Source organism: Arsenicicoccus cauae (assembly GCF_043162025.1).
Classification (GTDB): domain Bacteria; phylum Actinomycetota; class Actinomycetes; order Actinomycetales; family Dermatophilaceae; genus Arsenicicoccus; species Arsenicicoccus cauae.
Window position 1 is genome coordinate 921,334 of sequence record NZ_CP171001.1, and the last position, 20,710, is coordinate 942,043.

The window sequence follows — 20,710 nt, forward strand, 5'->3', positions numbered from 1 at the left end:
GTACCTTCACGCCATGACCACCTATGAGTCGACGACGACCATCGATGTCCCCGCTGCCGAGCTGTTCGCCTACCTGTCCGATGTGGACAACCTGCCCACCTACTTCCCCCGCGTGACCTCCGCCATGCGCACCGAGGGCGACAAGGTCACCGTCACGGCCCGCATCGAGCACGACGGCGAGCAGCGTGACGTCGAGGGCGAGGCGTGGATCAAGGTCGAGCAGGCCGACAAGACCCTCACGTGGGGCTCGCAGGGCCCCAACAACTACACCGGGCAGGTCGATCTCGACCCCATCCACGACAGCTCGTGCTCCGCCACGGTCCGCATCAGCACCGACCGCCAGGGCGACCGCATCCAGGACGGCGTCGACGAGGCGGTGGCCGGGATCAAGGAGGCCGCCGAGAAGGCGCACGCCTGATCGGTCGCCGTGACCGTGGTGAGCGCGACGACCACAGCCATGAGCATCACGACGGCGCCCGCCAACGAGGTGCCCTGCTCGGCCCTCGACGCGATCTTCGGCACGCGTGGCGGCGCGGCCGAGTGCCGTTGCCAGCGCTACCGGCTCGCGCGCGGCGAGGCCTTCGGCAACACGCCGGTCGAGGTCCGCGCGGAGCGGTTGCGGGAGCAGGCGGCGTGCGGCGACGCCGACTCCCCCCGCACCAGCGGCCTGGTCGCGCACCTCGACGGCGAGCCGGCCGGGTGGTGCGCGGTGGCCCCGCGCTCGGCATACGAAGGTCTGGTCCGCAACGCCAACCGGACCGCCTGGCGCGGTCGCCACGAGGACCGGCTGGACCCGGACGTGTGGGCGATCACCTGCCTGCTCACCCGCCCGGGGATGCGAGGTCAGGGGGTGGCGCGGGCGCTCGCGGCCGCCGCCGTCCCGCACGCCCGCTCGGGAGGGGCGCGGCGGCTCGAGGCTTACCCCATCACGGTGCCGGACGCGACGTGGGGCGAGGAGCACCCCGGCCCGCTGTCGGTCTACCTCGACGGGGGCTTCGAGGTGGTCCACCGCCCCTCGAAGCGCCGCGCCGTCGTCGCGATCGACCTGTGAGCCCACGCCAGACGATCGCGGCCCACGGACCCCTCACTGGTCGGGCCGGCTCGACCGCGCGAACCGGGCGGCCTTGACCCTGTCGGGGAGGAGCCGGTCGCGCAGGGCGCCGCGCACGGTCCTGGCGTCGCCGCCGACGACGTGGTTTTTGCCGGCGAGCAGCGCGTCGATGCCCTTGGTGGCGACCAGGACTGGATCGTTCTTCCAGTCGTTGGAGCCGAACTTCGTGTTGCCCATCCCGGCCGTGCTGTGGAACTCCGTCGCCGTCGCGCCGGGCAGCAGCACAGTGACGCTGACGCCGTACTCCTTCAGCTCCTCGCGCAGGCCCTGCCCGAAGCTGTTCATGAACGCCCGCGTGGGTCCGTAGATCGACTCGCACGGAGTCGGCGTCAGGGCCGACAGGGAGGACGTGATCAGGATCCGGCCGTGCCGCTGCGCGGCCATCAGTCGGGTCACCCGCTTGGCCAGCATCACCTGACCGGTGCCGTTGAGCGCGAGCATGTGCAGCTCGTCGTCCAAGTCGGTGTCGAGGAAGGCGCCGCCCAGGCTCTTGCCAGCGTTCAGCGCCGCCACGTCCAGCCGGCGCCCCAGGCTCTCGAAGCGCTCCCAGAGCTCCTCCACGCCCGCCGCCGTGCTGAGGTCCACGCGCACCGGCGTCACCGAGACGGTGGGCAGGCGCTCGGGAAGGGTGTCGATGCGGTCGCTGGCGCCGACCCCCACGATGTCGTAGCCGCGGGCCGCCAGCCCCTTGGCCAGCTCGAAGCAGATGCCCGCGGAGGCCCCGGTCACCAGGGCCAGCGAGCATGCGTCACCAGTCGTCATGTCTCTCCTCCAGGGGCTGTCGAGCGGCCGAGGTCGTTGGGAGCGGACCACGTCCGAGGCGTGGTCGACCACTCCCGACGGTGGCCCGTCACGCCTTCTGGCGCAAGCCGAGGGCCCCCGCGGCGCGACGGGACCGTGAACCGGCCCCCGTCAGGGTGTCGTATCCGGCGTCCGGCGTTCGTGAAGATGATGAGTCCCCGACGGGGGAACATCGATCTACCGAAGGAGCCAGAGGTGACGCAGTACCTGATCTCGTTCAACGACGAGTGGGTGGCCCCCCACACGCCGGAGCAGCTGCAGGAGAAGTCCGTCGCCGGGATGACGGTGATCCGGGACATGGAGGAGGCGGGGGTCTTCGTCTTCGGCGACGGTGGTCTCGACGCCTCGAGCGTCCTGTGCCACGTCGAGGCCCGCGCCGGGGAGCCCGCCTTCACCGACGGGCCGTATGCCGAGTCCAAGGAGCACCTCGGCGGTTTCACCGTCGTGGAGGTGGCCGACGACGAGGCCGCCCGCTACTGGGCGGGACGGCTCGCGGTCGCGCTCGACTGGCCGCAGGAGGTCCACCGGTTCCCCGCCCCCATCGGCGCGGCAGCAGACCGCGCAGCCCACACCACCAAGGAGAAGTGACATGCCCCGCTACCTGCTGTCCGTCCACGGTCCCGCCGAGCGCGGCGACTTCGGCGACTACGAGTCCAAGGAAGCGATGCTCGAGGCGTTCGCCGACACCGGCGCGTTCAACGACATGCTCCAGCGCGAGGGCCACCTCGTCTTCGCCGACGGCCTGGAGCCCGTGGCCACCGCCACCACCGTCGACGGCCAGGGCGACGAGCCGATCCTCACGGACGGCCCCTACCTCGAGGCCCAGGAGTACCTCGGCGGCTTCTGGGTGATCAACGCCCGCGACCTCGACGAAGCCCTGGCGCTCGCGGCCCAGGGGTCCAAGGCCTGCCGCGGCAAGGTCGAGGTGCGCCCCTTCCAGACCGAGGAGTCCGTCCGGGAGATGCTCGGCGAGTGACCGGCTCACCCGTCGAGGAGGCGATCAGCCGCACCCACCGCGAGGAGTGGGCGCGGGTGGTCGCCTCCCTCGCGCGCCGCTTCGGTGACCTCGACCTCGCGGAGGAGGCGGCGGCTGACGCCTGGGTCGCGGCGGTCGAGCGGTGGCCCCGGGACGGCATACCGCCCAACCCCGGAGGCTGGCTCACCACCACCGCCACCCGCCGGGCCATCGACCGGCTGCGGCGCGAGCTGAAGCGCGACGCGAAGCAGGAGGCGGCGTCCCTGCTGGTCGACGACAGCCCGCTCGCCCCGACCGGCCCGGTGCAGGACGACCGGCTGCGGCTGCTCTTCACCTGCTGCCACCCGGCGCTCGCCCTGGAAGCCCGAGTCGCCTTGACGCTGAGGCTGATCGGCGGTCTCACGGTCGCCGAGATCGCTCGCGCCTTCCTCGTGCAGGAGACGACGATGGCGCAACGGATCACGCGCGCCAAGGCCAAGATCAAGGCCGCGCACATCCCCTACCGCGTCCCGTCGGAGACCGACGTGCGGGCGCGCCTGGCCGGGGTGCTGGCGGTGGTCTTCCTGATCTTCAACGAGGGCTATCTCGCGACGTATGGCGACGAACCCCTCCGCGCCGACCTCTCCGACGAGGCGATCCGGTTCGGGCGGCTGCTGCACGCGCTGCTCCCGGACGACGGGGAGGTCACCGGGCTGCTCGCCCTCATGCTGCTGACCGACGCCCGCCGCGCCGCTCGCGTCGACGACGGTGGGGAGCTGGTGACCCTGGGGGAGCAGGAACGCGCGCGGTGGGACGCCGCGCTGATCCGCGAGGGGCACGTGCTCGTGCGCGAGTGCGTCGACGCGGTGGCGGCGGGAGGGGCGCCTCCTGGCCGCTATCAGCTGCTGGCGGCGATCAACGCCGTTCATACGCAGGCGCGTTCGGCGAGTGCGACCGACTGGGGGCAGGTGGTCACGCTATACGACCGGCTGGTGGCGCTGGACCCCTCGCCGATCGTCCGGCTCAACCGAGCGGTCGCCGTGGCCGAGCGGTATGGCGCCGCCCGGGGCCTCGCCGAGGTGGACGAGGTGGCCGCGGCCCTCGTCGGCTACCACGCCTTGCACGCCACCCGCGCCGACCTGCTGCGGCGGCTTGGACGCGAGGGGGAGGCACGGGCGGCCTACGACCGGGCGCTCGCGCTGACCGACAACCCGGCCGAGCAGGCCTACCTCGCCCGCCGCCGCGCCGACCTGGTCGGCTGAGCAGCCGGCGCGGGTGGTTACCTCTCGACCGCCCCGCCCGTCATCCCCCTGACGACGCCGACGGAGGAAGGTGGGGACATGGATGACGGGGCCGCATAGCTCGGCGAGCAGGGAGGCGAGGACCTCCTCGCCGCAGCGTTCGAGGCGCACCGGGGCCGGCTCGAGGCGGTCGCGGTGCGGATGCTCGGGTCACGCGCTGACGCCGAGGACGCCCTGCAGGAGGCGTGGTTGCGGCTGTCGCGGCAGGAGGCCGGGAGCATCGACAACCTCGGGGGCTGGCTGACCACGGTCGTCGGTCGTGTCTGCATCGACGTCCTGCGGTCCTCGCGGAGGCCGTCGGGCTGGCGATGCTCGTCGTGCTGCAGACCCTCACCCCGGCGGAGCGGCTGGCGTTCGTGCTGCACGACATGTTCGCGGTGCCGTTCGCCGACATCGGACAGATCCTCGGCCGGTCCACGGACGCCACCAAGATGCTGGCCAGCCGGGCCCGGCGCAAGGTCCGGCGGACGGAGGCGCCGGGCGACGGGCAGGCGGAGCGAGCGGTCATCACGGCCCTCCTCGCGGCGGCGCGGGAGGGTGACTTCGACCGGCTGCTCACGCTCCTGGACCCCGAGGTCACGCCGCGGGTCGAGGGGCCGCGCGGCACCAGCGTGCGCATCGGCGCGACGGACGTCGCGACCTCCGCCGAGCGCCATGCCCGCGGGCGCGCGGCGATCTCCCCGGCGACGGTCGACGGCCTGCCCGGGGTGGTGTTCCGCAGCAGGGACGGCAGGGCGTTCGCCGTGCTCGGGGTCTCCGTCGTGGACGGGCGCATCGCGGCGATCGTGGCGGTCAACGACCGCGTCCGGGTGCGGCCGGCGGCGTGCGAGACCGGCGGCCGGCGGGATGACGGTGTGACGTCGGCCGCCGGGCCCCCAGATCGCGATCATCAACGCCTTCAACCGGTTCAACGTGATGACCCGGCAGCAGGGCGGGCACTACGAGGTGGGCCAGTTGGCCTGAGTCACTGCGTGGCCGCGGCTCCGGATCACCAGCTGAGCAGCGTGGGGGCGGGGAGGTCGGCGAAGGCGGCGTCGACGCTGACCAGCGTCGCACCCTCGTGGATGGCGACGCTGGCCAGGAGCCGGTCGAAGGGGTCCCGGTGGGGCCAGGACATGCTGCCGGCCGTGATGGCGTGCTGGCCGGTCAGCGGCACCTCGACGGCTCCCATGTCGTCCAGGCGGCGGGGCCAGGCCTGGACGAGGCCGACGTCGGGGAGCTTGCCGAGCCGTGTCTTGGTGGCGATCTCCATCGCGGACACCGCAGACACCAGCAGGTCCACGGCCGGGTCGGCGAGGACCTCACGGACGCGGGCCGGAACGCGCTCCGGCTGCCCCAGCAGCCAGAGCATGACGTGCGTGTCGAGCAGGTACCTCACTCCCACGCCGCCAGATCCTCCTCGCTCAGCGGCGCGTCGAAGTCGTCCGGCACCTCGAACCGCATCGCCCCGAACGTCCGCGGCGATGGCGCGACCGCGGGCACCAGCCGGGCCACCGGCTGCTTGCCCCGCAGGATGGTGACCTCGTGCCCTGCCTCCACCTCGACGAGGATGCGCGAGAGGTGGGTCTTGGCGGACTGCACCGTGTGAGTGCTCATGCACCTAGTCTGGTTGACTAGGTTTGGTTGGTCAACCTCTGTCCTCGTCGGGCGCCAGAGTGAGGTCCGGTGGAGACTGCGATGACGGAGTGTGGCGGCGCGCGCGTGGAGGAGAGCTGATGCGCATCTATGGATTCACGGAGTATGGCGGGCCGGAGGTCGAGGGGTTCCTGGACGCCCCGGACCCGGTGGCCTCGACGCGGGCCGTGCTCGTCCGGATGCGTGCCGCCGGGCTGAACCCCGCCGACCTCAAGGTCCGCAGCGGGCAGCGCCAGGGCACGGTCGAGGTGCGCTTCCCGATGGCCCTGGGTCGTGAGGCCGCGGGGGCCGTGGTGCGGGACCCGTCGGGGAGGTTCCGCGCGGGTGAGCTCGTGTTCGGTTCGTGCGCATCGGGATCCGGGGCGCTGGGTGACCTGGTCCTGCTCGACGTGGAGCAGACGGCGCGAGTGCCGGAGGGGGCGACCCCTGAGCAGGCGGCGTGCATCCCCGTCGCTATCGGGACGGCCTGGGACGCCCTCGGCGAGCTCGAGGTCGGGTCAGGGGACACGGTGCTGATCCTCGGGGCAGGCGGTGGCGTGGGGGTGCATGCGGTGCAGCTCGCACGCCACCTGGGCGCCCGCGTCATCGGGGTCGCCGGCGCGGGCAAGGCCGAGCTCGTCGCGAGCGCGGGTGCGGAGCACGTCCCCTCCGGGCCCGGGTGGAACGAGGCGGTGGCAGCGCTGGCCCCTGAGGGCGTCGACGCCGTGATCGATGCGGTCGGTGGGGACACGGTGCGCGAGGCGGCGACCCTGCTCCGCGACCCGGGGCAGATCCGCAGCTCGGCGGCACCCGCGCTCGCGTCCGAGCTCGGCGGGTCAGGAATCACGCGTCGCCGCGACGCCGGCGTGTATGCCGAGCTGGTGGCGCGCGGCGTCATACAACCCGTCATCCACACGACCAATCCGCTGTCCGAGGCGGCGGCAGCCGTGGCCACGGTCGCGAGTGGGCATGCCACCGGCAAGACCGTCATCACCGCCGCGACGACCCACGATCTCTCGTGGAGAGGCGACAAACGGGGTTATGACGGTCGCATAACCCCAATCTGTCGCCTCTCAATGATGAGGGCCGCGGTCAGTCCGCGAAGGCTGACCAGCAGATGTCGTCGCGGCGGGCCTGGTCCTCGAGGACGAGCTGCCGCACCGGCGGCGGGAGCTGGTCGCGCTGCCAGTCCCGCTCGGCGCGGCCCGCGCCCGGGTCGTCGGGGCGCGCGGCACGAATCGCCTTGATGGCGTAGGCCGCCGCCCCGAGGTCGTGCTCGGCGACGTGGGGGACGCAGGCGGCCTGGCCCGCGGCATACGCCGCGAAGCGCGCTGCTCCCCTGAGTGGTCGCGCCGCTCCCATGGCGTGCCCACCGAGGGCGCGCGCCTGCATCATGGGCAGCTCGCCGCGCGCCCATCGGCGGGCGGCGTCGATCGCCTCCCGCGGTCGCGGGTCGTCGGGCCGCTGCGCCTCGAAGAGGGGCAGGACGTGCTCGGCGCAGGTCGCGGCCCAGAGGGCGAGGAGCTGGTGGTCGTCGTCGGTGAGGGTGCCACCGCGGCGGATGGTCACCATGCGCGGGTCGCGGACGGCGGGGAGGATCACCGGTCGTCACCGCAGCGGGCGCGAGGGCGCGTCACATCGCCAGCCGCCCGTCGACGACGACGATCGTGTCGCCGCCGATCCAGATCTCCTGGCCGTCGTCGTGCACGTGCACCCGTCCGCGGCGCCCGATCTGGCTGCCCTGCGCGACGACATACGACTGGGGCACCTCCTCGCGCTCGCGGAGCCACTGCGCGAGCGCGCCGTTGAGGCTCCCGGTGACCGGGTCCTCGTATGTCGGCCCGAAACCCCTGACCTCATAGGCGCACTCGCCTCCCGGTGCCTCCAGGCCGATGACCCCGATGCGCAGGTCGCCCCGATCAGCCTGGGGGTGCAGGGAGCGGACCGCGTCGGCGTCGCGCAGCTGCACCAACCGCCACTCCGGGCCGTTGGCACCCCAGGCGTGGGCGACGATCTCGGTCGGGTCGATCGCGAGAGCCGTTGCGACGGTGGCCACCTCGTCGTCGGTGAGCGGCCCGGTGCGCGTCCGCGGTGGCGTGGCGAAGGCTAGCCGGTGCTCCTCCAGGCGCACGGGGATCAGCCCCGCGTCGCACTCCTGGACCAGCCGGCCGGGCGTCCTGGGCGTGCCGCCGAGCTCCAGCCAGGCGCGGGCCGACCCGATGGTCGGGTGCCCGGCGAAGGGGTACTCCTGACTGGGGGTGAAGATGCGGATGCGGTAGTCGGCCTGCGAGCTCGTCGGCGGGAGCAGGTAGGTCGTCTCGGAGAAGTTCGTCCACGCCGCGAGACGCTGCATCTGCTCGGTGGTGAGTCCGTCAGCGTCGGCGACCACGGCGAGCGGGTTGCCGGTGAGCCGGCCGGAGCTGAACACGTCGACCTCGAGGAACCGTCGCATCATGCGGCTCATTGTCCTGCAGGTCGCCGGGCCGGTCGCGTCAGGAGCGCAGGACCTTGTCCATCGCCTTGCCCCTGGCCAGCTCGTCCACCAGCTTGTCGAGGTAGCGGATCTGCTGCATGAGCGGGTCGTCCACGTCCTCGACGCGGACGCCGCACACGACGCCCTTGATCAGCCGGGCGTCGGGGTTGAGGCGCGCGTCCGCGAAGAAGTCCGCGAAGGTCGTGCCCGACTCCAGGTGTCGGGTGAGCTCGGCCTGGTCGAAGCCCGTGAGCCATCGGATGACCTCGTCGAGCTCGGCCGTGGTGCGCCCCTTCTTCTCGACCTTGGTGACGTAGTGGGGATAGACCGAGGCGACGCTGGTGGCGAAGATGCGACTCATGGTCCAGGAGGCTAGCCGCTCCTGCTCCTGGTCCTGCATCAGATGCGATAGCATCAGATGCATGCGAACCACCCTGAGCATCGACGACGATGTGCTCTCAGCCGTCAAGGAGCGGGCACGCAGCGAGGGGCGCACCGCAGGGGAGGTGCTGTCGGCGCTCGCTCGGCAGGCACTGACCAGCTCATCTCGTCCTGTCTCGAACCGCCGCAACGGATTTAACATCCTGCCGGCCCGAGGGGTCACCGTGTCCGATGCCGCCGTCGACCGCATCCGTGACGAGGAGGGCGTGTGAGCCGCTCGCTCCTCGACGTCAATGTCCTGATCGCCCTGATGGACCCCGACCACGTCGCCCACGAGCGCGTCCATGACTGGGCCGCGGGCGGTCTCGAGGATGGGTGGGCGACGTGTGCGTTGACCCAGAACGGTTTTGTCCGTGTCATCAGTCAGCCGCGCTATCCCAGCCCCGTGCCGGTGGCGGCTGCGGTCGAGCTGCTTGCCGGAGCGACGGCGGACCCTCGGCACGAGTTCTGGACGTGCGAGATCGAGCTGACCGACGCGTCGATCACTTCCTCACGGCTCGTGGGGCACCGACAGATCACGGACGTGTACCTCCTGGCCCTCGCTGTCGCCCAGCAGGGCTCGCTGGTGACCTTGGACGGGCGGATAGACCTCACGACGGTGGACGGCGCCGACGACCGCAACCTGGTGGCGCTGTGACGCGAGTTGAGGTCATGCGGGGGCCACGGAGTCGGTGATGTCTCGCGACTGCCGACGCCCGCCGAGACGCGTCGACGCCCTGGCCGGCACGATGGACGGGTGCCGGACGTCATCGCTGATCTCGCCGCGACCATCGACTCCACCTGCCGCCTCAGCGGGCAGTTCACGCTGCGCAGCGGTCTGACGGCGACCGAGTAACGGTCCACCCCTGCGCCCACGAATCCGCCTCCCACCGCTCGTCACTCACGCAGGCGAGGTCGTCTATCAGGGCGCGTCGCTCGGCGTGGACCAATGCCCAGGTGTCGGTCATGGCTCCAGCCTGTCGTCCTCCGGCAGCGACGACAAGCCTCATGCCGTATGCCGTCTCCCGCCCGCTCTCGGCGCCGCGAGGTGACTCGGACCTGGAGGTGCTCGCGGCCAGGCGCGGGTGGGCGTGGTGGGTGGTGTGCGGGGTGGAAGTGACTGTGTGTCATGGGTTTTGGACGGGTGGGTGTGCGGCGCGGGGTCGCTCGGGCGCGCCGCGTCAATGTCCGCGCGACCAGGTGACTCGATCTTTTGTTCCCAACGCGTGTTCGATAGAATCGGGGACATGTCCTACCTCGAGGTGACCGCCGCGACCGAGGCCCTGCCGGGCCTGGTCGAGGTGGTGCGCACCCTGGTCGAGGGCATGGACCACGTGCAGACCCAGGACCTGGGACAGGTCGCCGCGCAGGCCGGGGCGTTGCTGACCGCGGCGCGGGGCCTGGTCCTGTCGTGCGCGGCCGAGGCCACGACCCGCGGCAGCGTCCGCGAGTCCGGGTCGGGGTCGACCGCGCACTGGTTGACCGACCAGGGCACGGGCCTGACCCGGGTCGACTCGTTCGTGATGCGGCGGGCGTTGCTGGCGTGCGACGCGCCGGCGCTGGCCCGGCTGCGTGAGGGCTTGCTGTCCGGGCGGGTCACCCCGGCCGACGCGGTGCACGCCGCGCGGGTGCACGCCGAGCTGGTCGGGGCGCTAGACCCGGCGTTCCACGAGCAGGTCGCGGCCGGGGTCGCGGACCTGGCCGGGCGGGTGGACGCGCGCGCGGAGCTGGACGGGTTCCGCACGACGATGTTGGCGCGGTACGCCACGGTCGCCGACCAGGACCGGCGGGACGCGCACGAGCAGTCCCGGCGGGGGATGTCGACGTTCACCCCGACCGGGGACGGGTTGTGGGCCTTCCGCGGGATCGTCGGGGATGTCGACAAGGCGCGCCTCGCCGCGGCGCTGACCGCGTTCAGCGCCCCGCAGGCCGCCACGTTGCCGGATGGGAACGTGGTCCGCGACGAGCGGACCGCGGCGCAGCGCCGCCTGGACGCGTTGTTGACGATCACCATGATCGCGGCGTCGGCGGCCACGCGCGGCCCGATGGGCGCGACCGCGCGGGTGTCGCTGGTGCTGACCCCGGCCGCGTTGCTGCTGCCGTGCGAGCACCGCGCCAAGGACGCGTTCGGGATGTGGCGGGCCGTCCCGGGGCAGGAGTGCGACTGCCCGCTGCCCGACGCGACCCGCGACGACCTCGGCGCGGTGCTGGGGCCGCGCGCGGCGCGGGAGCTGACCTGCGGCGCGGACCTGACCCCGGTGTGGCTCGACCCGCTCGGGCGGCCGGTCGACGTGGGCCGCACCACCCGGTTGGCGACCGCGCGGCAACGACGAGCGTTGGAGGTCCGCGACGGCGGGTGCAGCTTCCCCGGGTGCGGCGCCCCCGCGTCCTGGTGCCAGGCCCACCACATCACCCACTGGGCCGACGGCGGCGCCACCGACGTCGACAACCTGGCCCTGCTGTGCGGGCACCACCACCGGTACATCCACACCCACCACATCACCGGCCGCGTCACCCCCGACCAGTCCCACGTCCACTGGGACGTGATCCACACCTGGACCGGCTGGCACCCCGCCCCACCCCCCAACCCCGGCGCCGACCCACCCGGCGGGCACCCCACACCACCACCAGACAGCGACCCACCGGACAGGCACGCCCTCACCGCCTGACCACCAAGACCACCCACCCCGACACACCCGCCCACCCGGACAGCCACCCCAGGCTGCTCGGGCGGAGGCGCGTCATGGGTGCTGGTGCTCGTGGCCGGCGCCGTCGCCCGGGTCGTGAGCGCCCGCCGCCGTCCTCGCTGAGCGACGGGTGCGGCGGGCGCTCACGGCATACGGCGATCTCGTCAGCTCCCGGCGCGCTCGGCCCCCGTCCGCACCAGGGCCGCGGTCTGCGCGACGATCACGCGCCGCCACGCGTCGAAGGTCGGGTCGCTCGGCGCGAACCGGTTGCCCTCGTCGAAGTGCTGCATGATCGGCGTGTGGATGTGCCCGGCGGGGATGTCGCGTCCGAGCCGGTCGCGCAGCAGCGTGTTGCGGTAGCCCGACTCGTTGGACAGGTAGGTGCCACCGCCCCCGGCATACGCGCACGACCCCTGCGAGGGAGGGGTGCCCGGCTGGGAGGGCTGCATCCCGCCGTCGGGCGCCGCGTTGCGCGTGACGCGCTCGGGGGAGTCGCAGCGCGGGAACTCCGTGAAGCTGGTGTTGCGGATCACCGGGAAACCCTGACCGGCGGTCCACGGCGCGCCCGGCGGAGGTGTCAGGTTGGCGCCAGTCCCGCCGTCGATCATGCGCTGGAAGGGCAAGGATGCCGTCGTCCACTGCGGCGGGTCGAACAGGTCGAAGACGCGCGGATTGCCCCAGCGCGCCGGCGGCTGCGTGTTGCAGCCGGGGTTGTTGATCGCCAGCTGCGGGACGCCGCCCACGGGCCGGCAGGGCCAGCTGCCGTCGTTGCCCGCGGAGACGCCGTGGTAGCGGCCGTTCCACACCTCGAGGTCGAACCGACCCTCGCGCCCCTGGCTCATGGTGAACGACGAGGTGAGGGCCCGCGGGCCCGGCTTCATGTGCGGGCCGACGGTGTCCTCGATCCACCCGGCCGCGAACTCCGTGTAGTTGACCGGAAGGACGTAGGCGTGCACCACCTGGCGACGGCCGTCCGCCCCGACGCGGGTCGTGCCGTCGATGGCGAGAGCCGTTGCGCCCGAGGGGTTCCCGTGGCGGATGTTGTTGCCGGCAGCGCCCGGCGCGTCACCGGCGTCGCCGCCGTCGAGCGTGTAGGGGTCGAAGCCGCTGGCGAGGACCCGCGCAACCCGCGGGCCGGCGGGGTAGGAGATGTCCGTCATGCCGCGGGAGGCCTTCTCGAAGGTCTCGATGATCTGCTCGCGCTCGGCCGCCGTGATGCCGCCGCGAGGGCGCCACTGCCGCAGCGCCGCCGTCACCTGCAGGCGGGTCCAGTAGAGCGGCCGGTCGTCGCTGCGCGGCAGGCTGCCCCGGACGGCGCCCGTGGACTGCACGCGCCGGACGGCGGCCTGCCACAGCGCGCGGCCCTCCTGCTCGGCGAGCCTGCGCGCCGCCCGGGCGTCGCGGGTGCGGCACAGGCGGTCGACGACCTGGGGAGCCACACGCTCGAAGCCCCCACCGGCGATCATTTCCTGCGCGAACGGCATACGGCTCAGTCGAGACGGTGCAGCGGGGTCGGGCATCCGCGCGGCGAGGCGCTGCTCCTCGACGGTGAGGGGGACGGTGCGGTCGAGGCAGCCGGCGGACAGGGCGGCGGTGGGGCCGGGGCGGGACGTGGCAGGAGCGGTGGAGCCGACGGGGGTGGCCTGCGCGTATGGCGCCAGGGCGGTCGCCCCCAGCGCGGCCACGGACAGGGCTGCGGCGGCGCGATTCTCGAGGGTGCGGCGGTGCGACATGGGAGTCTCCTTGGCTCGTCGTCGAGTTCGCGTGATCGTGTCACCGCGGGGGAGGGCCCGGCAAGGCCGTGTCCGAAACGACTCATTCGTTTCAGCAGCTGAGTGCTGGGACCGGCTGGCGACGGACCGGGTTCGCCCCTCGTCTGCCGTCTGCCGCGCCGTGGTACGTAGTCGAGGAGGTCTTCGCGCGCCTGTTCGGGGTCCGCGACACCAGAGCCTCGCACCTGGATCCCGAGGTCGGTCGGATCCTGCGGACCCCGGTCGAGCTGCGCGAAGCCGTCTACCAGCTCGCGACGCTGATCGGCTTCCCGTGCGCGGTCAACGCCATCCGCCTCCTCGGCGAGCACCTCCGCGACCAGGAGCGGGAGCAGGAGCGGGAGCAGGAATGACGGCCGGAGGGGGTCAGCGGCGCCGCAGGAACTCCGCGGCGCGGGCGATGTAGCCGGGCCGATCCTCGAAGTAGGCGCCGCAGTGCTCGACGCCCTCCACGATCCGCAGCTCGCAGCCCTCGCCGGCCGCCTCCGCGAGACGGTGGGCGTGCTCGACGGGGATGACGGAGTCGTCGGTGCCGTGGACGAGGAGCAGCGGTCGCGGCGCGATCGCCGCGACGACCTCGACGGGCTCGACCTCGTGGAACCGGTAGCCGTAGCGCAGGTGCGTCGCGCGATCCACCAGGTCCACCAGCGGCATCGGCGGCAGCCGCAGCCCGCGCGCCGCCGCCGCGACCACCCCACGCACGTCGGCGAAGGAGGAATCGGCGATGACACGGGCGACCCGCTCGTCCCGCGCAGCCACGAGGATGGACACGGCGGCACCCATCGAGAAGCCGACGACGTCGATCTCCGCGTCGGGGCGCCGCTCGGCCACCAGGTCGATCGCCGCCTCGAGGTCGCGCTGCTCGTAGTGCGCCAAGGACTGCGGCCCGTCGGCGGACGCCCCGTTGCCGCGGAAGTCGAACATCAGGACCGTGAAGCCTGCCCGCCACAGCCCCGGCCCGATGCCGAGCATGTCGGCCTTGTTGCCGCGATGGCCGTGGCAGACGATGACGACCTGCCCCGAGCCCGGCCGGTCGAGCCACCACCCGGCGAGTCGTATGCCGTCCGCCGCCGTGAACGTCACGTCCTCGGAGTCGACCCCCACCTCGAACGGCGTGAACCCGTAGTCGAGCGCCGGCCGCTGGGGTCCGCTGATCTGTCGGGCGGCGAGCAGGGCGCCGACCCCCAGGCCGGCGACCGCGCCGACACCGAGGGCCGCGAGGCCGGTCGTGGTGCGCATGCGCTCACCCTAGTGGCGCATGGGGAGTCATCGAGGGGCCGTTGGCACATGCTCTGCGTGCTGGTGCTGCCCCCGCGCTCGCGACAGCAGAGCCGCGGAGTGCTCCGACACGATGCTGTCGGCGCGTCGAGCCAGCTGGGCGCCCTCTTGCGTCTGCAGGACGAGGACGCGTCGGCGATCTCCGTCGGTGGCGCGGCGGTGCACCAGACCACGGTCCACCAGGGAGTCGACCAGGCGTGTGGTGGTGGCCGCGGGTGCACCCAGACCCTCGCCCAGGTCAGTCATCGTGACGCCGGAGAGCGGGTCGAGGCGCCGGAGTGTGCGCCACTGGTCGACCGTCAGGCCCAGGTCGGGCTCGAGGATGCTGGACAGGTCTCTGGTCAACGAGCGGGCCGCCGTCAGCAGGTCATCCACGGGGCACGGCCGGTCGGGCATCGCCATGGGTCCTTTCTGACGTCAGTCGTCCGACCATACTTGACCCGATGCCTGACTCCCCTCTGATCGTGGACTACCTCGACTCGCTCGTCCTCGGGCCGTCGGGGGAGTTCCGCGTGGCCCTGGCCCTGCCCCGGTCCGGGGCCCTGGGGCTGGCCCGGCCGGCCGCCCTGGCTGCGTCCCTCCTGGCGGCCGAGGAGATCAACGACGCGGGCGGAGTCCGGGGCCGTCGGCTCACGGTGACGCTCGTGGATGCCGGTCAGTCGCCGGCAGGCAGCGCCCGGGAGCTGGGCCGGCTGGTCGACGCGGGGTCTGTCGACGCCGTCGTCGGCTTCCACACGAGCGATGTCCACCGGGCCCTCGAACCGGTCGCCTCCGGCCGCGTTCCCTACGTCTTTGCCGCCCCGCACGAGGGCGGGTCCAGGCTGCCGGGGGTGGGGCTGATCGGCCCTGACCCCCGCCGCCAGCTGGCCGCTCCGGTCCGATCCCTCGTGGACGCGGGTCTTCGGAGCTGGGCACTGGTGGGTAATGACTACATCTGGCCGCAGGCGGTGCACCGGATGGCGACCCGGCTCGTGCGGGAGGCGGGCGGCGTGGTGCGCGGCTCGACCCTGGTGCCGCTCGGGGAGGTCGACGGCGAGCGTCTCGTCGACTGGCTGGGCGGCATCCGGGTGGACGTCGTCCTGCTCTCGCTGGTGGGGCGCGATCTCGCGCACTTCAACCGGGCGTTCGCCGGGTCGCGGCTGCTGGGCAAGGTCGTCAGGGTGTCGGGCTCGCTGGACGAGGTGGGTCTCCTCGAGGTGGGAGGTGACGGCAGCGGAGAGCTGTATGCCGCGATGGACTGGTACGTCGGTGACAGTGCCGACGGGTTCGCGGCACGCTACGCGGCTCGCTGGGGGGCTGCCGCGCCGCAGCTGGGTGTCTACGCGCGCGGGTGCTACGACGCGCTCCACTCCGTGTCGTCGGCAGCCCGAGCGGGCGTCCTGTCCGCCATACGACCCGGCGCCGGTCTGCCGCCTCTGCCGGCTCGCCCCTCGAGGCTGGCGTGCGCGGACGGGCTGGACCTCGTCCCTGTCGCCTCCGTCTGACCGAGATCTGAGAAGGCCTTGGCGCTTTGGTGGACCCGGCCCGATGATCCTTCCATCTGGAATCGTTCCATCTGACACTAGGAGTGGCCGTGAGCACCTCATCCACGCCCTCGCACGACCACCACGGCCAGCACACGCTGGAGGAGTTCGGCTACAAGCAGGAGCTGCACCGGTCCCTGACCTTCACCGACCTGCTCGTCTACGGCCTCATCTTCATGGTGCCGATCGCGCCGTTCGGCATCTTCGGCAGCGTCTACCAGTCCTCGGGCGGGATGGTCGCGCTGACCTATGCCATCGGCATGCTCGCCATGATGTTCACCGCGAACTCCTACGCCCAGATGGTGCAGGCGTTCCCGATGGCCGGCTCGGTCTACACGTATGCCGGACGCGGGTTCCGTCCGTGGGTGGGCTTCCTCACCGGGTGGGTCATCCTGCTGGACTACGTGCTGATCCCCGCCCTGCTCTATCTCGTGGCGAGCGTCGCCATGAGCTCGATCGTGCCGGGCATCCCCGTGCCCGTGTGGCTCGTGGCCTTCATCGTGCTCAACACGATCGTGAACTACATGGGCATCGAGATGACCGCCAAGGTCAACAAGGTCATGCTGCTCGCCGAGCTCGTGGTGCTGGGGATCTTCCTGGTCATCGGTCTCGTGGCGGTGGCCCAGGGCAAGGGCAACGGGTTCAGCCTGGACGCGTTCTTCAACCCCGGCACCTTCACCTGGCCCCTCGTCCTGGGAGCCGTCTCTGTGGCCGTCCTGTCCTTCCTCGGGTTCGACGGCATCTCGATGCTCGCCGAGGAGAACCGCGAGGGCACCAGCACCATCGGACGCGCCATGGTCGCCGCGCTGCTGCTCGCGGGCACGCTCTTCATCGTCCAGACCTGGGTCGCCAGCATGCTGGTACCGGACGCTCCGGCCCTGCTGGCCAACGGGGATCCGGACGGCACCGCGTTCTACGACGCGGCCCGGGTCGGTGGTGGCGCCTGGCTGGCCACCCTCACCGCGATCGCCACAGCGATCGCCTGGGGTTTCGCCAACTCCCTGGTCGCGCAGGCGGCCACGTCCAGGCTGCTCTACGCGATGGCGCGTGACCGCCAGCTGCCGTCCTTCCTCGCCGTGGTGAGCAAGCGGCACGGGGTCCCGGTCAACGCCACCTTCGTCACGGCTGCCGTGTCCCTGGTCGTCGGGCTGTACATGGCCGCGCGGGACGACGGGATCACGCTCCTCAGCACCCTGGTCAACTTCGGCGCCCTGTCGGCCTTCCTCGTGCTGCACCTGGCCGTGATCAACCACTTCGTCCGTCGCCAGGGCAGCCGCGACTGGCTGCGGCACCTGGTCTACCCGCTGATCGGTTTCGGGATCCTGCTCTTCGTGGTGATCAATGCGAAGGTGGCCGCGCAGGTCCTGGCCTTCGTGTGGCTGGCCATCGGCGTCGTCATCCTGCTCGTCTTCAAGTCCCGCAACCGAGAGCCGCAGCTGGCCGGCATGGAGGATTCGTGATGACCGAGGTGTTCTCGCTCGAGCCCACCGCTGACAACGTCGCCTACACCTTCGGGGGCCATGCCCCGCGGTTGCGGGTGCCCGCCGGGTCGATCGTCCAGGTCGACACCGAGGACTGCTTCGGCGGACGCATCCGCACCACGGAGGACCTGCCCTCGCAGGTGTGCGACCTCGCCCACCTCAACCCGGTGACCGGGCCGATCCATGTCGAGGGGGCCGAGCCCGGCGACACGCTGGCGGTGCACTTCGCCGAGATCCGACCCCGTCGTGACTGGGCCGTGTCGTCGACCTTCCCGCACTTCGGTGCGCTGACCTCGACCGGCACCACGGCGATGCTGCACGACGCGCTCGAGGAGCGAGTCTGGGTCTACGACGTGGACACCACCCGCGGCGTATGCCGCTACCAGGCCCGGCGCAGCGACTTCAGCGTCGAGCTGCCCCTGGACCCGTTCCACGGGACGGTGGGCGTGGCGCCGGCGGCCGGCGAACGCACGATGTCGATCACGCCCGCCGCGCACGGCGGCAACATGGACACCCCCGAGCTGCGGTCCGGCACGACGGTCTATCTCCCTGTCAACGAACCAGGCGCGCTGCTCGCCATCGGCGACGGGCACTGCCGACAGGGCGAGGGCGAGGTGTGCGGGACGGCCGTCGAGGCGGCCATGTCCACGACGATCGTGGTCGACGTCATCAAGGGGAGCCCGCTGTCGTGGCCGCGCCTGCAGGACGACACCTTCATCATGTCCACGGGCTCCACGAAGCCCCTGGAGGACGCCTTCCGGGTGAGCCAGCGCGACATGGTGCTCTGGGTCTGCGAGCTGACCGGCCTGGACCTGCTCGATGCACTCCAGCTGGTCAGTCAGGCGGGCCTGGCGCCCGCGGGCAATGTCGTGGACACCAACTACACGATGGTCGCGAAGATGCCCACGCAGCTGCTGGGTGGCGGTGCAGCAGTCTTCGACGGAGTCCATGCACGTCTCGCGGACGTGGCGCGCCAGCACCTCGCGCACCGATGACAGGAGACGCTCGCGCGAGCGCCAGACGGTGATCGCGCTTGACCTCCCGGGCCTCTCGCCATGCGTGGCGGTGTCGAGATCGGGTGAGTCTGGTGATGGCCTACCCATCGCAAACTCGCCCGATCTCGAGCATCGGTGGATCGGTGCTGAGGTGATCGCCGAGCACATGACCCGCGCGACCTCCGCCGGCCCCTTCTGCCTCGCTGCCTGAGCAGCGTCAGGCCTGGTCATCCGTGCGGGCCGTGACGAGGGCATCCACCACGCCGTAGTCCAGCGCACCCTCGGGCGGTGGGGACGGAAGGGTTTGCAGGGTCGTTGGGGGTTGCGGGGTGTGTCGTCGGGGCCGGGGCGATCATGGGTCAAGGTGATCGTTATCGGGTCGCTCCGTCCTGGGCGCGGTAGATGGCCTCGGTGACGGTGTCGCGCAGCTCGATGAAGTTGGCTTGCGAGCGCAGTTCCGGCACTGCCACGCCGTCGGAGGTCAGCTGCACGGGGAGGTCCAACATCACCCTGCCCGGGCGGGCGGTCATGACGAGCACCCGCGTCCCCAAGAAGAGCGCCTCCTCGACATCGTGAGTGATGAAGACGACCGTCGTGCGTCGCTCGCGCCAGATCTGGCTCAGCTCCATCTGCATCCGCTCCCGGGTGAGGGCATCCAGTGCGCCGAATGGCTCGTCCATGAGGATGACGTCGGGTGCGTTCGCGAGCACGCGGGCGATCTGCGCGCGCTGCTGCATGCCACCCGACAGCTCGTAGGGCTTGCGGTCGGCAAACTTCGTCAGCCCCACCATTTCCAGGTACTGGTCGGCCACCGCGCGGCGTTCGGCCTTGGCGACCCCGCGCAGGCGCGGGCCGAGTTCCACGTTCGCGCGGGTGGTGAGCCACGGGTACAGGTTGGCCTGCTGGAACACGACACCGCGATCTCTATCGGGTGCCACGACCGGCGCGCCGTCCGTCAGCACCCGGCCGGTGGTGGGTTGGTGGAAGCCGGCGAGCATCTGCATGAGCGTGCTCTTGCCACAGCCCGACGGGCCGACGATGCAGACGAACTCACCCTCGTCGATCGACAGCGTGGTGGACGCCAGGGCCTGCACGCTGTCACCGGAGTCGGTGCGGTAGGTCTTGGTCACCTCCTCGAACTCGATCTTGTGCCGCGTCCCCGGTGCACCGGACGCCGGCGTGGGTGCCGGGCTGATGGTCGTCATGAGGCCACCTTCGTGATCGCGGTGGTGTAGACGCCAGCTGTGTAGGCGTTGAGCGAACCGACGGCGTCCACCCCCTGTTGGGTCTTGAGGAACTGGGCGGTCGCCAACAGCTGGCTGGGCAGCTTCTTGACGAGCGACACCTGCTGTTTCGCGGTCGGATACACATAGCCCTTGAGCTGTGTGGTCACCGAATCCGTCGTGCTGCCGAGCTCCACGGCGATGGACTGCGCCGCGGTGTCGGGATGCGCAGCGAGTTGGCCCACGGCGTAATCCTCCACGCTGGTCCACGTCTCCATGAACGAGGCGTTCGACTGGATGAACGAGGTGGTGGCGCCCTCCAGGTCGAAGGTCGGGTGCCCGGAGGCCGCGGTGGCGTCACTGCCGGTGATGATGTGGCCGGTCGTGGTGAGCTGGCTGAGCACGGGGTCCCAGACCCAGGCGGCATCCATCTGGTTGCCCTGCCATGCCGCCATCATCTTGTCCGGTGCGAGGTTGACCAGTTTGACGTCGGTGCTGCTCAGGCCCGCGGCGCTGAGCGCTTGCAGCAGGCTGTAGTGCGATGTCGACCCGAACGGCGTCGCGATCGTTTTGCCCCTGAGCTGCTGAATCGACGTGACGCCGGATTCGCGCACCACCAGTGACTCGGCCTTGCCGATGATGTCGTCGATCCACACCACCTGTATGGCGATGTCGAGCGGGGCGGAGAGGGCCTTGGTGGCGGGGCTCGATCCGAGGGTGGCCAGGTCGACGGAGCCTGAGCCGAACGCCTGCACGACGTCGGCACCGGAATCGAACTTCAGCCACGAGATGGTGGCGTGCGGGAAGCAGTTTTCCAGCCAGCGTTGATTCTTCACCAGCAGGTTCGCATTCGGCACAGCTTGGTAGCCGATGCGCACAGTGCCGGTGACGTCGCTATTGGTCGTCACGGGGCAGGTGGTGGTGCTCAGGGAGGCGTTCGCGTTGGCCTCGGCCTCCTGGGCGGTGGTGCATCCGGTGAGCACACCGGTCCCCAGCAGTGCCACGGCCGCGGCTGCTGCCAGGGCATGCAGGCTCCTGCTCCGGGCGGGTGATGCGGAGGGTGAGGGCACGGTGCCACT

General features: G+C 71.6%; 23 protein-coding genes and 2 pseudogenes. 14 read left to right on the forward strand and 11 right to left on the reverse strand.

Annotated features, from left to right (window positions below; genetic code table 11):
* The first annotated feature begins 13 nt into the window (after window positions 1–13).
* Both ACF3NS_RS04245 and ACF3NS_RS04250 read left to right on the forward strand, forming a co-directional pair.
* Window positions 14–418 carry an SRPBCC family protein gene (locus ACF3NS_RS04245; protein ID WP_154592513.1) on the forward strand — a complete coding sequence of 135 codons (405 nt, stop codon included), beginning with the start codon at window positions 14–16 and terminating at the stop codon, window positions 416–418.
* Window positions 419–457: 39 nt separating this feature from the next.
* Window positions 458–1,051 carry a GNAT family N-acetyltransferase gene (locus ACF3NS_RS04250; protein ID WP_154592512.1) on the forward strand — a complete coding sequence of 198 codons (594 nt, stop codon included), beginning with the start codon at window positions 458–460 and terminating at the stop codon, window positions 1,049–1,051.
* A 33-nt stretch (window positions 1,052–1,084) separates the two neighbouring features.
* Here ACF3NS_RS04250 and ACF3NS_RS04255 read toward each other — a convergent pair whose 3' ends face one another.
* Window positions 1,085–1,873, reverse strand: a complete 789-nt coding sequence (locus tag ACF3NS_RS04255; protein WP_392467984.1) for an SDR family NAD(P)-dependent oxidoreductase — start codon at window positions 1,871–1,873, stop codon at window positions 1,085–1,087.
* A gap of 234 nt (window positions 1,874–2,107) precedes the next feature.
* On the opposite strand from ACF3NS_RS04255, the gene ACF3NS_RS04260 reads away from it, so the two are divergent.
* The 4 genes and pseudogenes from ACF3NS_RS04260 to ACF3NS_RS04275 all read left to right on the forward strand — a co-directional run.
* A complete protein-coding gene (locus ACF3NS_RS04260; RefSeq protein WP_392467986.1) occupies window positions 2,108–2,500 on the forward strand; it encodes a YciI family protein in 393 nt (130 codons plus the stop codon).
* Window position 2,501: 1 nt separating this feature from the next.
* Entirely contained in the window at window positions 2,502–2,888 is a 387-nt protein-coding gene (locus ACF3NS_RS04265; protein ID WP_392467989.1) for a YciI family protein, read from the forward strand.
* Window positions 2,885–4,129, forward strand: coding sequence for an RNA polymerase sigma factor (locus ACF3NS_RS04270; protein WP_392467991.1), 1,245 nt, complete (start codon window positions 2,885–2,887; stop codon window positions 4,127–4,129). The genes ACF3NS_RS04265 and ACF3NS_RS04270 overlap by 4 nt, the downstream gene beginning before the upstream one ends.
* A gap of 180 nt (window positions 4,130–4,309) precedes the next feature.
* Window positions 4,310–4,402 (forward strand): annotated as a pseudogene (locus ACF3NS_RS04275) (RNA polymerase subunit sigma-70); the annotation flags it as partial.
* A gap of 754 nt (window positions 4,403–5,156) precedes the next feature.
* Here the strand turns inward: ACF3NS_RS04275 and ACF3NS_RS04280 are convergent.
* Both ACF3NS_RS04280 and ACF3NS_RS04285 read right to left on the reverse strand, forming a co-directional pair.
* Complete coding sequence (locus tag ACF3NS_RS04280; RefSeq protein WP_288798492.1) at window positions 5,157–5,552, reverse strand: type II toxin-antitoxin system VapC family toxin; 396 nt, start codon at window positions 5,550–5,552, stop codon at window positions 5,157–5,159.
* A complete protein-coding gene (locus tag ACF3NS_RS04285; protein ID WP_154592507.1) occupies window positions 5,543–5,764 on the reverse strand; it encodes a type II toxin-antitoxin system Phd/YefM family antitoxin in 222 nt (73 codons plus the stop codon). The genes ACF3NS_RS04280 and ACF3NS_RS04285 overlap by 10 nt, the downstream gene beginning before the upstream one ends.
* 119 nt (window positions 5,765–5,883) lie before the next feature.
* Between ACF3NS_RS04285 and ACF3NS_RS04290 the strand changes: the two are divergent.
* A pseudogene (locus ACF3NS_RS04290) lies at window positions 5,884–6,762 on the forward strand (NADP-dependent oxidoreductase); the annotation flags it as partial.
* 112 nt (window positions 6,763–6,874) lie between these two features.
* Here ACF3NS_RS04290 and ACF3NS_RS04295 read toward each other — a convergent pair.
* From ACF3NS_RS04295 to ACF3NS_RS04305, 3 genes are read right to left on the reverse strand one after another with little or no spacing between them, the layout of a single operon-like run.
* Window positions 6,875–7,384, reverse strand: a complete 510-nt coding sequence (locus ACF3NS_RS04295; protein WP_289033484.1) for a putative immunity protein — start codon at window positions 7,382–7,384, stop codon at window positions 6,875–6,877.
* A 31-nt stretch (window positions 7,385–7,415) separates the two neighbouring features.
* Window positions 7,416–8,237 carry a PhzF family phenazine biosynthesis protein gene (locus ACF3NS_RS04300; RefSeq protein WP_392467994.1) on the reverse strand — a complete coding sequence of 274 codons (822 nt, stop codon included), beginning with the start codon at window positions 8,235–8,237 and terminating at the stop codon, window positions 7,416–7,418.
* A gap of 37 nt (window positions 8,238–8,274) precedes the next feature.
* A complete protein-coding gene (locus tag ACF3NS_RS04305; RefSeq protein WP_392467996.1) occupies window positions 8,275–8,616 on the reverse strand; it encodes a DUF2200 domain-containing protein in 342 nt (113 codons plus the stop codon).
* Window positions 8,617–8,677: 61 nt separating this feature from the next.
* On the opposite strand from ACF3NS_RS04305, the gene ACF3NS_RS04310 reads away from it, so the two are divergent.
* The 3 genes from ACF3NS_RS04310 to ACF3NS_RS04320 all read left to right on the forward strand — a co-directional run bounded on the left by ACF3NS_RS04310 (window position 8,678) and on the right by ACF3NS_RS04320 (window position 11,344).
* On the forward strand, window positions 8,678–8,908 hold the full coding sequence (locus tag ACF3NS_RS04310; protein WP_392467999.1) for a hypothetical protein: 231 nt from the start codon (window positions 8,678–8,680) through the stop codon (window positions 8,906–8,908).
* The gene (locus ACF3NS_RS04315; protein ID WP_392468002.1) at window positions 8,905–9,333 is read left to right on the forward strand and encodes a TA system VapC family ribonuclease toxin; all 429 of its coding nucleotides are present in this window, start codon (window positions 8,905–8,907) and stop codon (window positions 9,331–9,333) included. Before ACF3NS_RS04310 ends, ACF3NS_RS04315 begins: the two co-directional genes overlap by 4 nt.
* A 589-nt stretch (window positions 9,334–9,922) precedes the next feature.
* Window positions 9,923–11,344 (forward strand): DUF222 domain-containing protein, encoded by a 1,422-nt coding sequence (locus ACF3NS_RS04320; protein ID WP_392468005.1) that lies wholly within the window; start codon window positions 9,923–9,925, stop codon window positions 11,342–11,344.
* A gap of 182 nt (window positions 11,345–11,526) precedes the next feature.
* Here the strand turns inward: ACF3NS_RS04320 and ACF3NS_RS04325 are convergent, their stop codons facing one another.
* Window positions 11,527–13,095: a hypothetical protein gene (locus tag ACF3NS_RS04325; RefSeq protein ID WP_392468008.1), complete on the reverse strand. Its 1,569-nt coding sequence runs from the start codon at window positions 13,093–13,095 to the stop codon at window positions 11,527–11,529.
* A 68-nt stretch (window positions 13,096–13,163) separates the two neighbouring features.
* On the opposite strand from ACF3NS_RS04325, the gene ACF3NS_RS04330 reads away from it, so the two are divergent.
* Window positions 13,164–13,484, forward strand: a complete 321-nt coding sequence (locus ACF3NS_RS04330) for a hypothetical protein (RefSeq protein ID WP_154592501.1) — start codon at window positions 13,164–13,166, stop codon at window positions 13,482–13,484.
* Window positions 13,485–13,497: 13 nt separating this feature from the next.
* Here ACF3NS_RS04330 and ACF3NS_RS04335 read toward each other — a convergent pair whose 3' ends face one another.
* Entirely contained in the window at window positions 13,498–14,370 is an 873-nt protein-coding gene (locus ACF3NS_RS04335) for an alpha/beta hydrolase (RefSeq protein ID WP_392468011.1), read from the reverse strand.
* A gap of 27 nt (window positions 14,371–14,397) precedes the next feature.
* On the reverse strand, window positions 14,398–14,811 hold the full coding sequence (locus tag ACF3NS_RS04340) for a MarR family winged helix-turn-helix transcriptional regulator (RefSeq protein ID WP_154592499.1): 414 nt from the start codon (window positions 14,809–14,811) through the stop codon (window positions 14,398–14,400).
* 41 nt (window positions 14,812–14,852) lie between these two features.
* On the opposite strand from ACF3NS_RS04340, the gene ACF3NS_RS04345 reads away from it, so the two are divergent.
* The 3 genes from ACF3NS_RS04345 to ACF3NS_RS04355 all read left to right on the forward strand — a co-directional run bounded on the left by ACF3NS_RS04345 (window position 14,853) and on the right by ACF3NS_RS04355 (window position 18,408).
* Window positions 14,853–15,893 carry an ABC transporter substrate-binding protein gene (locus ACF3NS_RS04345; RefSeq protein ID WP_392468014.1) on the forward strand — a complete coding sequence of 347 codons (1,041 nt, stop codon included), beginning with the start codon at window positions 14,853–14,855 and terminating at the stop codon, window positions 15,891–15,893.
* Window positions 15,894–15,982: 89 nt separating this feature from the next.
* Window positions 15,983–17,392 (forward strand): APC family permease, encoded by a 1,410-nt coding sequence (locus tag ACF3NS_RS04350; RefSeq protein WP_392468016.1) that lies wholly within the window; start codon window positions 15,983–15,985, stop codon window positions 17,390–17,392.
* Window positions 17,392–18,408 (forward strand): acetamidase/formamidase family protein, encoded by a 1,017-nt coding sequence (locus ACF3NS_RS04355; RefSeq protein ID WP_154592497.1) that lies wholly within the window; start codon window positions 17,392–17,394, stop codon window positions 18,406–18,408. The genes ACF3NS_RS04350 and ACF3NS_RS04355 overlap by 1 nt, the downstream gene beginning before the upstream one ends.
* 371 nt (window positions 18,409–18,779) lie before the next feature.
* On the opposite strand, the gene ACF3NS_RS04360 is transcribed toward ACF3NS_RS04355, so the two are convergent.
* Window positions 18,780–19,613 carry an ABC transporter ATP-binding protein gene (locus tag ACF3NS_RS04360; protein ID WP_392468020.1) on the reverse strand — a complete coding sequence of 278 codons (834 nt, stop codon included), beginning with the start codon at window positions 19,611–19,613 and terminating at the stop codon, window positions 18,780–18,782.
* Window positions 19,610–20,701, reverse strand: coding sequence for an ABC transporter substrate-binding protein (locus ACF3NS_RS04365; protein WP_288798170.1), 1,092 nt, complete (start codon window positions 20,699–20,701; stop codon window positions 19,610–19,612). Before ACF3NS_RS04365 ends, ACF3NS_RS04360 begins: the two co-directional genes overlap by 4 nt.
* Window positions 20,702–20,710 lie beyond the last annotated feature (9 nt).

Excerpts from the sequence above, each read along its gene's own strand:
- ACF3NS_RS04340 (WP_154592499.1), bottom strand. The coding sequence starts at position 14,811 with ATGGCGATGCCCGACCGGCCGTGCCCCGTGGATGACCTGCTGACGGCG.
- ACF3NS_RS04335 (WP_392468011.1), bottom strand. The coding sequence starts at position 14,370 with ATGCGCACCACGACCGGCCTCGCGGCCCTCGGTGTCGGCGCGGTCGCC.
- ACF3NS_RS04310 (WP_392467999.1), top strand. The coding sequence starts at position 8,678 with ATGCGAACCACCCTGAGCATCGACGACGATGTGCTCTCAGCCGTCAAG.
- ACF3NS_RS04305 (WP_392467996.1), bottom strand. The coding sequence starts at position 8,616 with ATGAGTCGCATCTTCGCCACCAGCGTCGCCTCGGTCTATCCCCACTAC.
- ACF3NS_RS04250 (WP_154592512.1), top strand. The coding sequence starts at position 458 with ATGAGCATCACGACGGCGCCCGCCAACGAGGTGCCCTGCTCGGCCCTC.
- ACF3NS_RS04355 (WP_154592497.1), top strand. The coding sequence starts at position 17,392 with ATGACCGAGGTGTTCTCGCTCGAGCCCACCGCTGACAACGTCGCCTAC.
- ACF3NS_RS04345 (WP_392468014.1), top strand. The coding sequence starts at position 14,853 with ATGCCTGACTCCCCTCTGATCGTGGACTACCTCGACTCGCTCGTCCTC.
- ACF3NS_RS04245 (WP_154592513.1), top strand. The coding sequence starts at position 14 with ATGACCACCTATGAGTCGACGACGACCATCGATGTCCCCGCTGCCGAG.
- ACF3NS_RS04325 (WP_392468008.1), bottom strand. The coding sequence starts at position 13,095 with ATGTCGCACCGCCGCACCCTCGAGAATCGCGCCGCCGCAGCCCTGTCC.
- ACF3NS_RS04300 (WP_392467994.1), bottom strand. The coding sequence starts at position 8,237 with ATGATGCGACGGTTCCTCGAGGTCGACGTGTTCAGCTCCGGCCGGCTC.
- ACF3NS_RS04360 (WP_392468020.1), bottom strand. The coding sequence starts at position 19,613 with ATGACGACCATCAGCCCGGCACCCACGCCGGCGTCCGGTGCACCGGGG.
- ACF3NS_RS04285 (WP_154592507.1), bottom strand. The coding sequence starts at position 5,764 with ATGAGCACTCACACGGTGCAGTCCGCCAAGACCCACCTCTCGCGCATC.
- ACF3NS_RS04255 (WP_392467984.1), bottom strand. The coding sequence starts at position 1,873 with ATGACGACTGGTGACGCATGCTCGCTGGCCCTGGTGACCGGGGCCTCC.
- ACF3NS_RS04320 (WP_392468005.1), top strand. The coding sequence starts at position 9,923 with ATGTCCTACCTCGAGGTGACCGCCGCGACCGAGGCCCTGCCGGGCCTG.
- ACF3NS_RS04265 (WP_392467989.1), top strand. The coding sequence starts at position 2,502 with ATGCCCCGCTACCTGCTGTCCGTCCACGGTCCCGCCGAGCGCGGCGAC.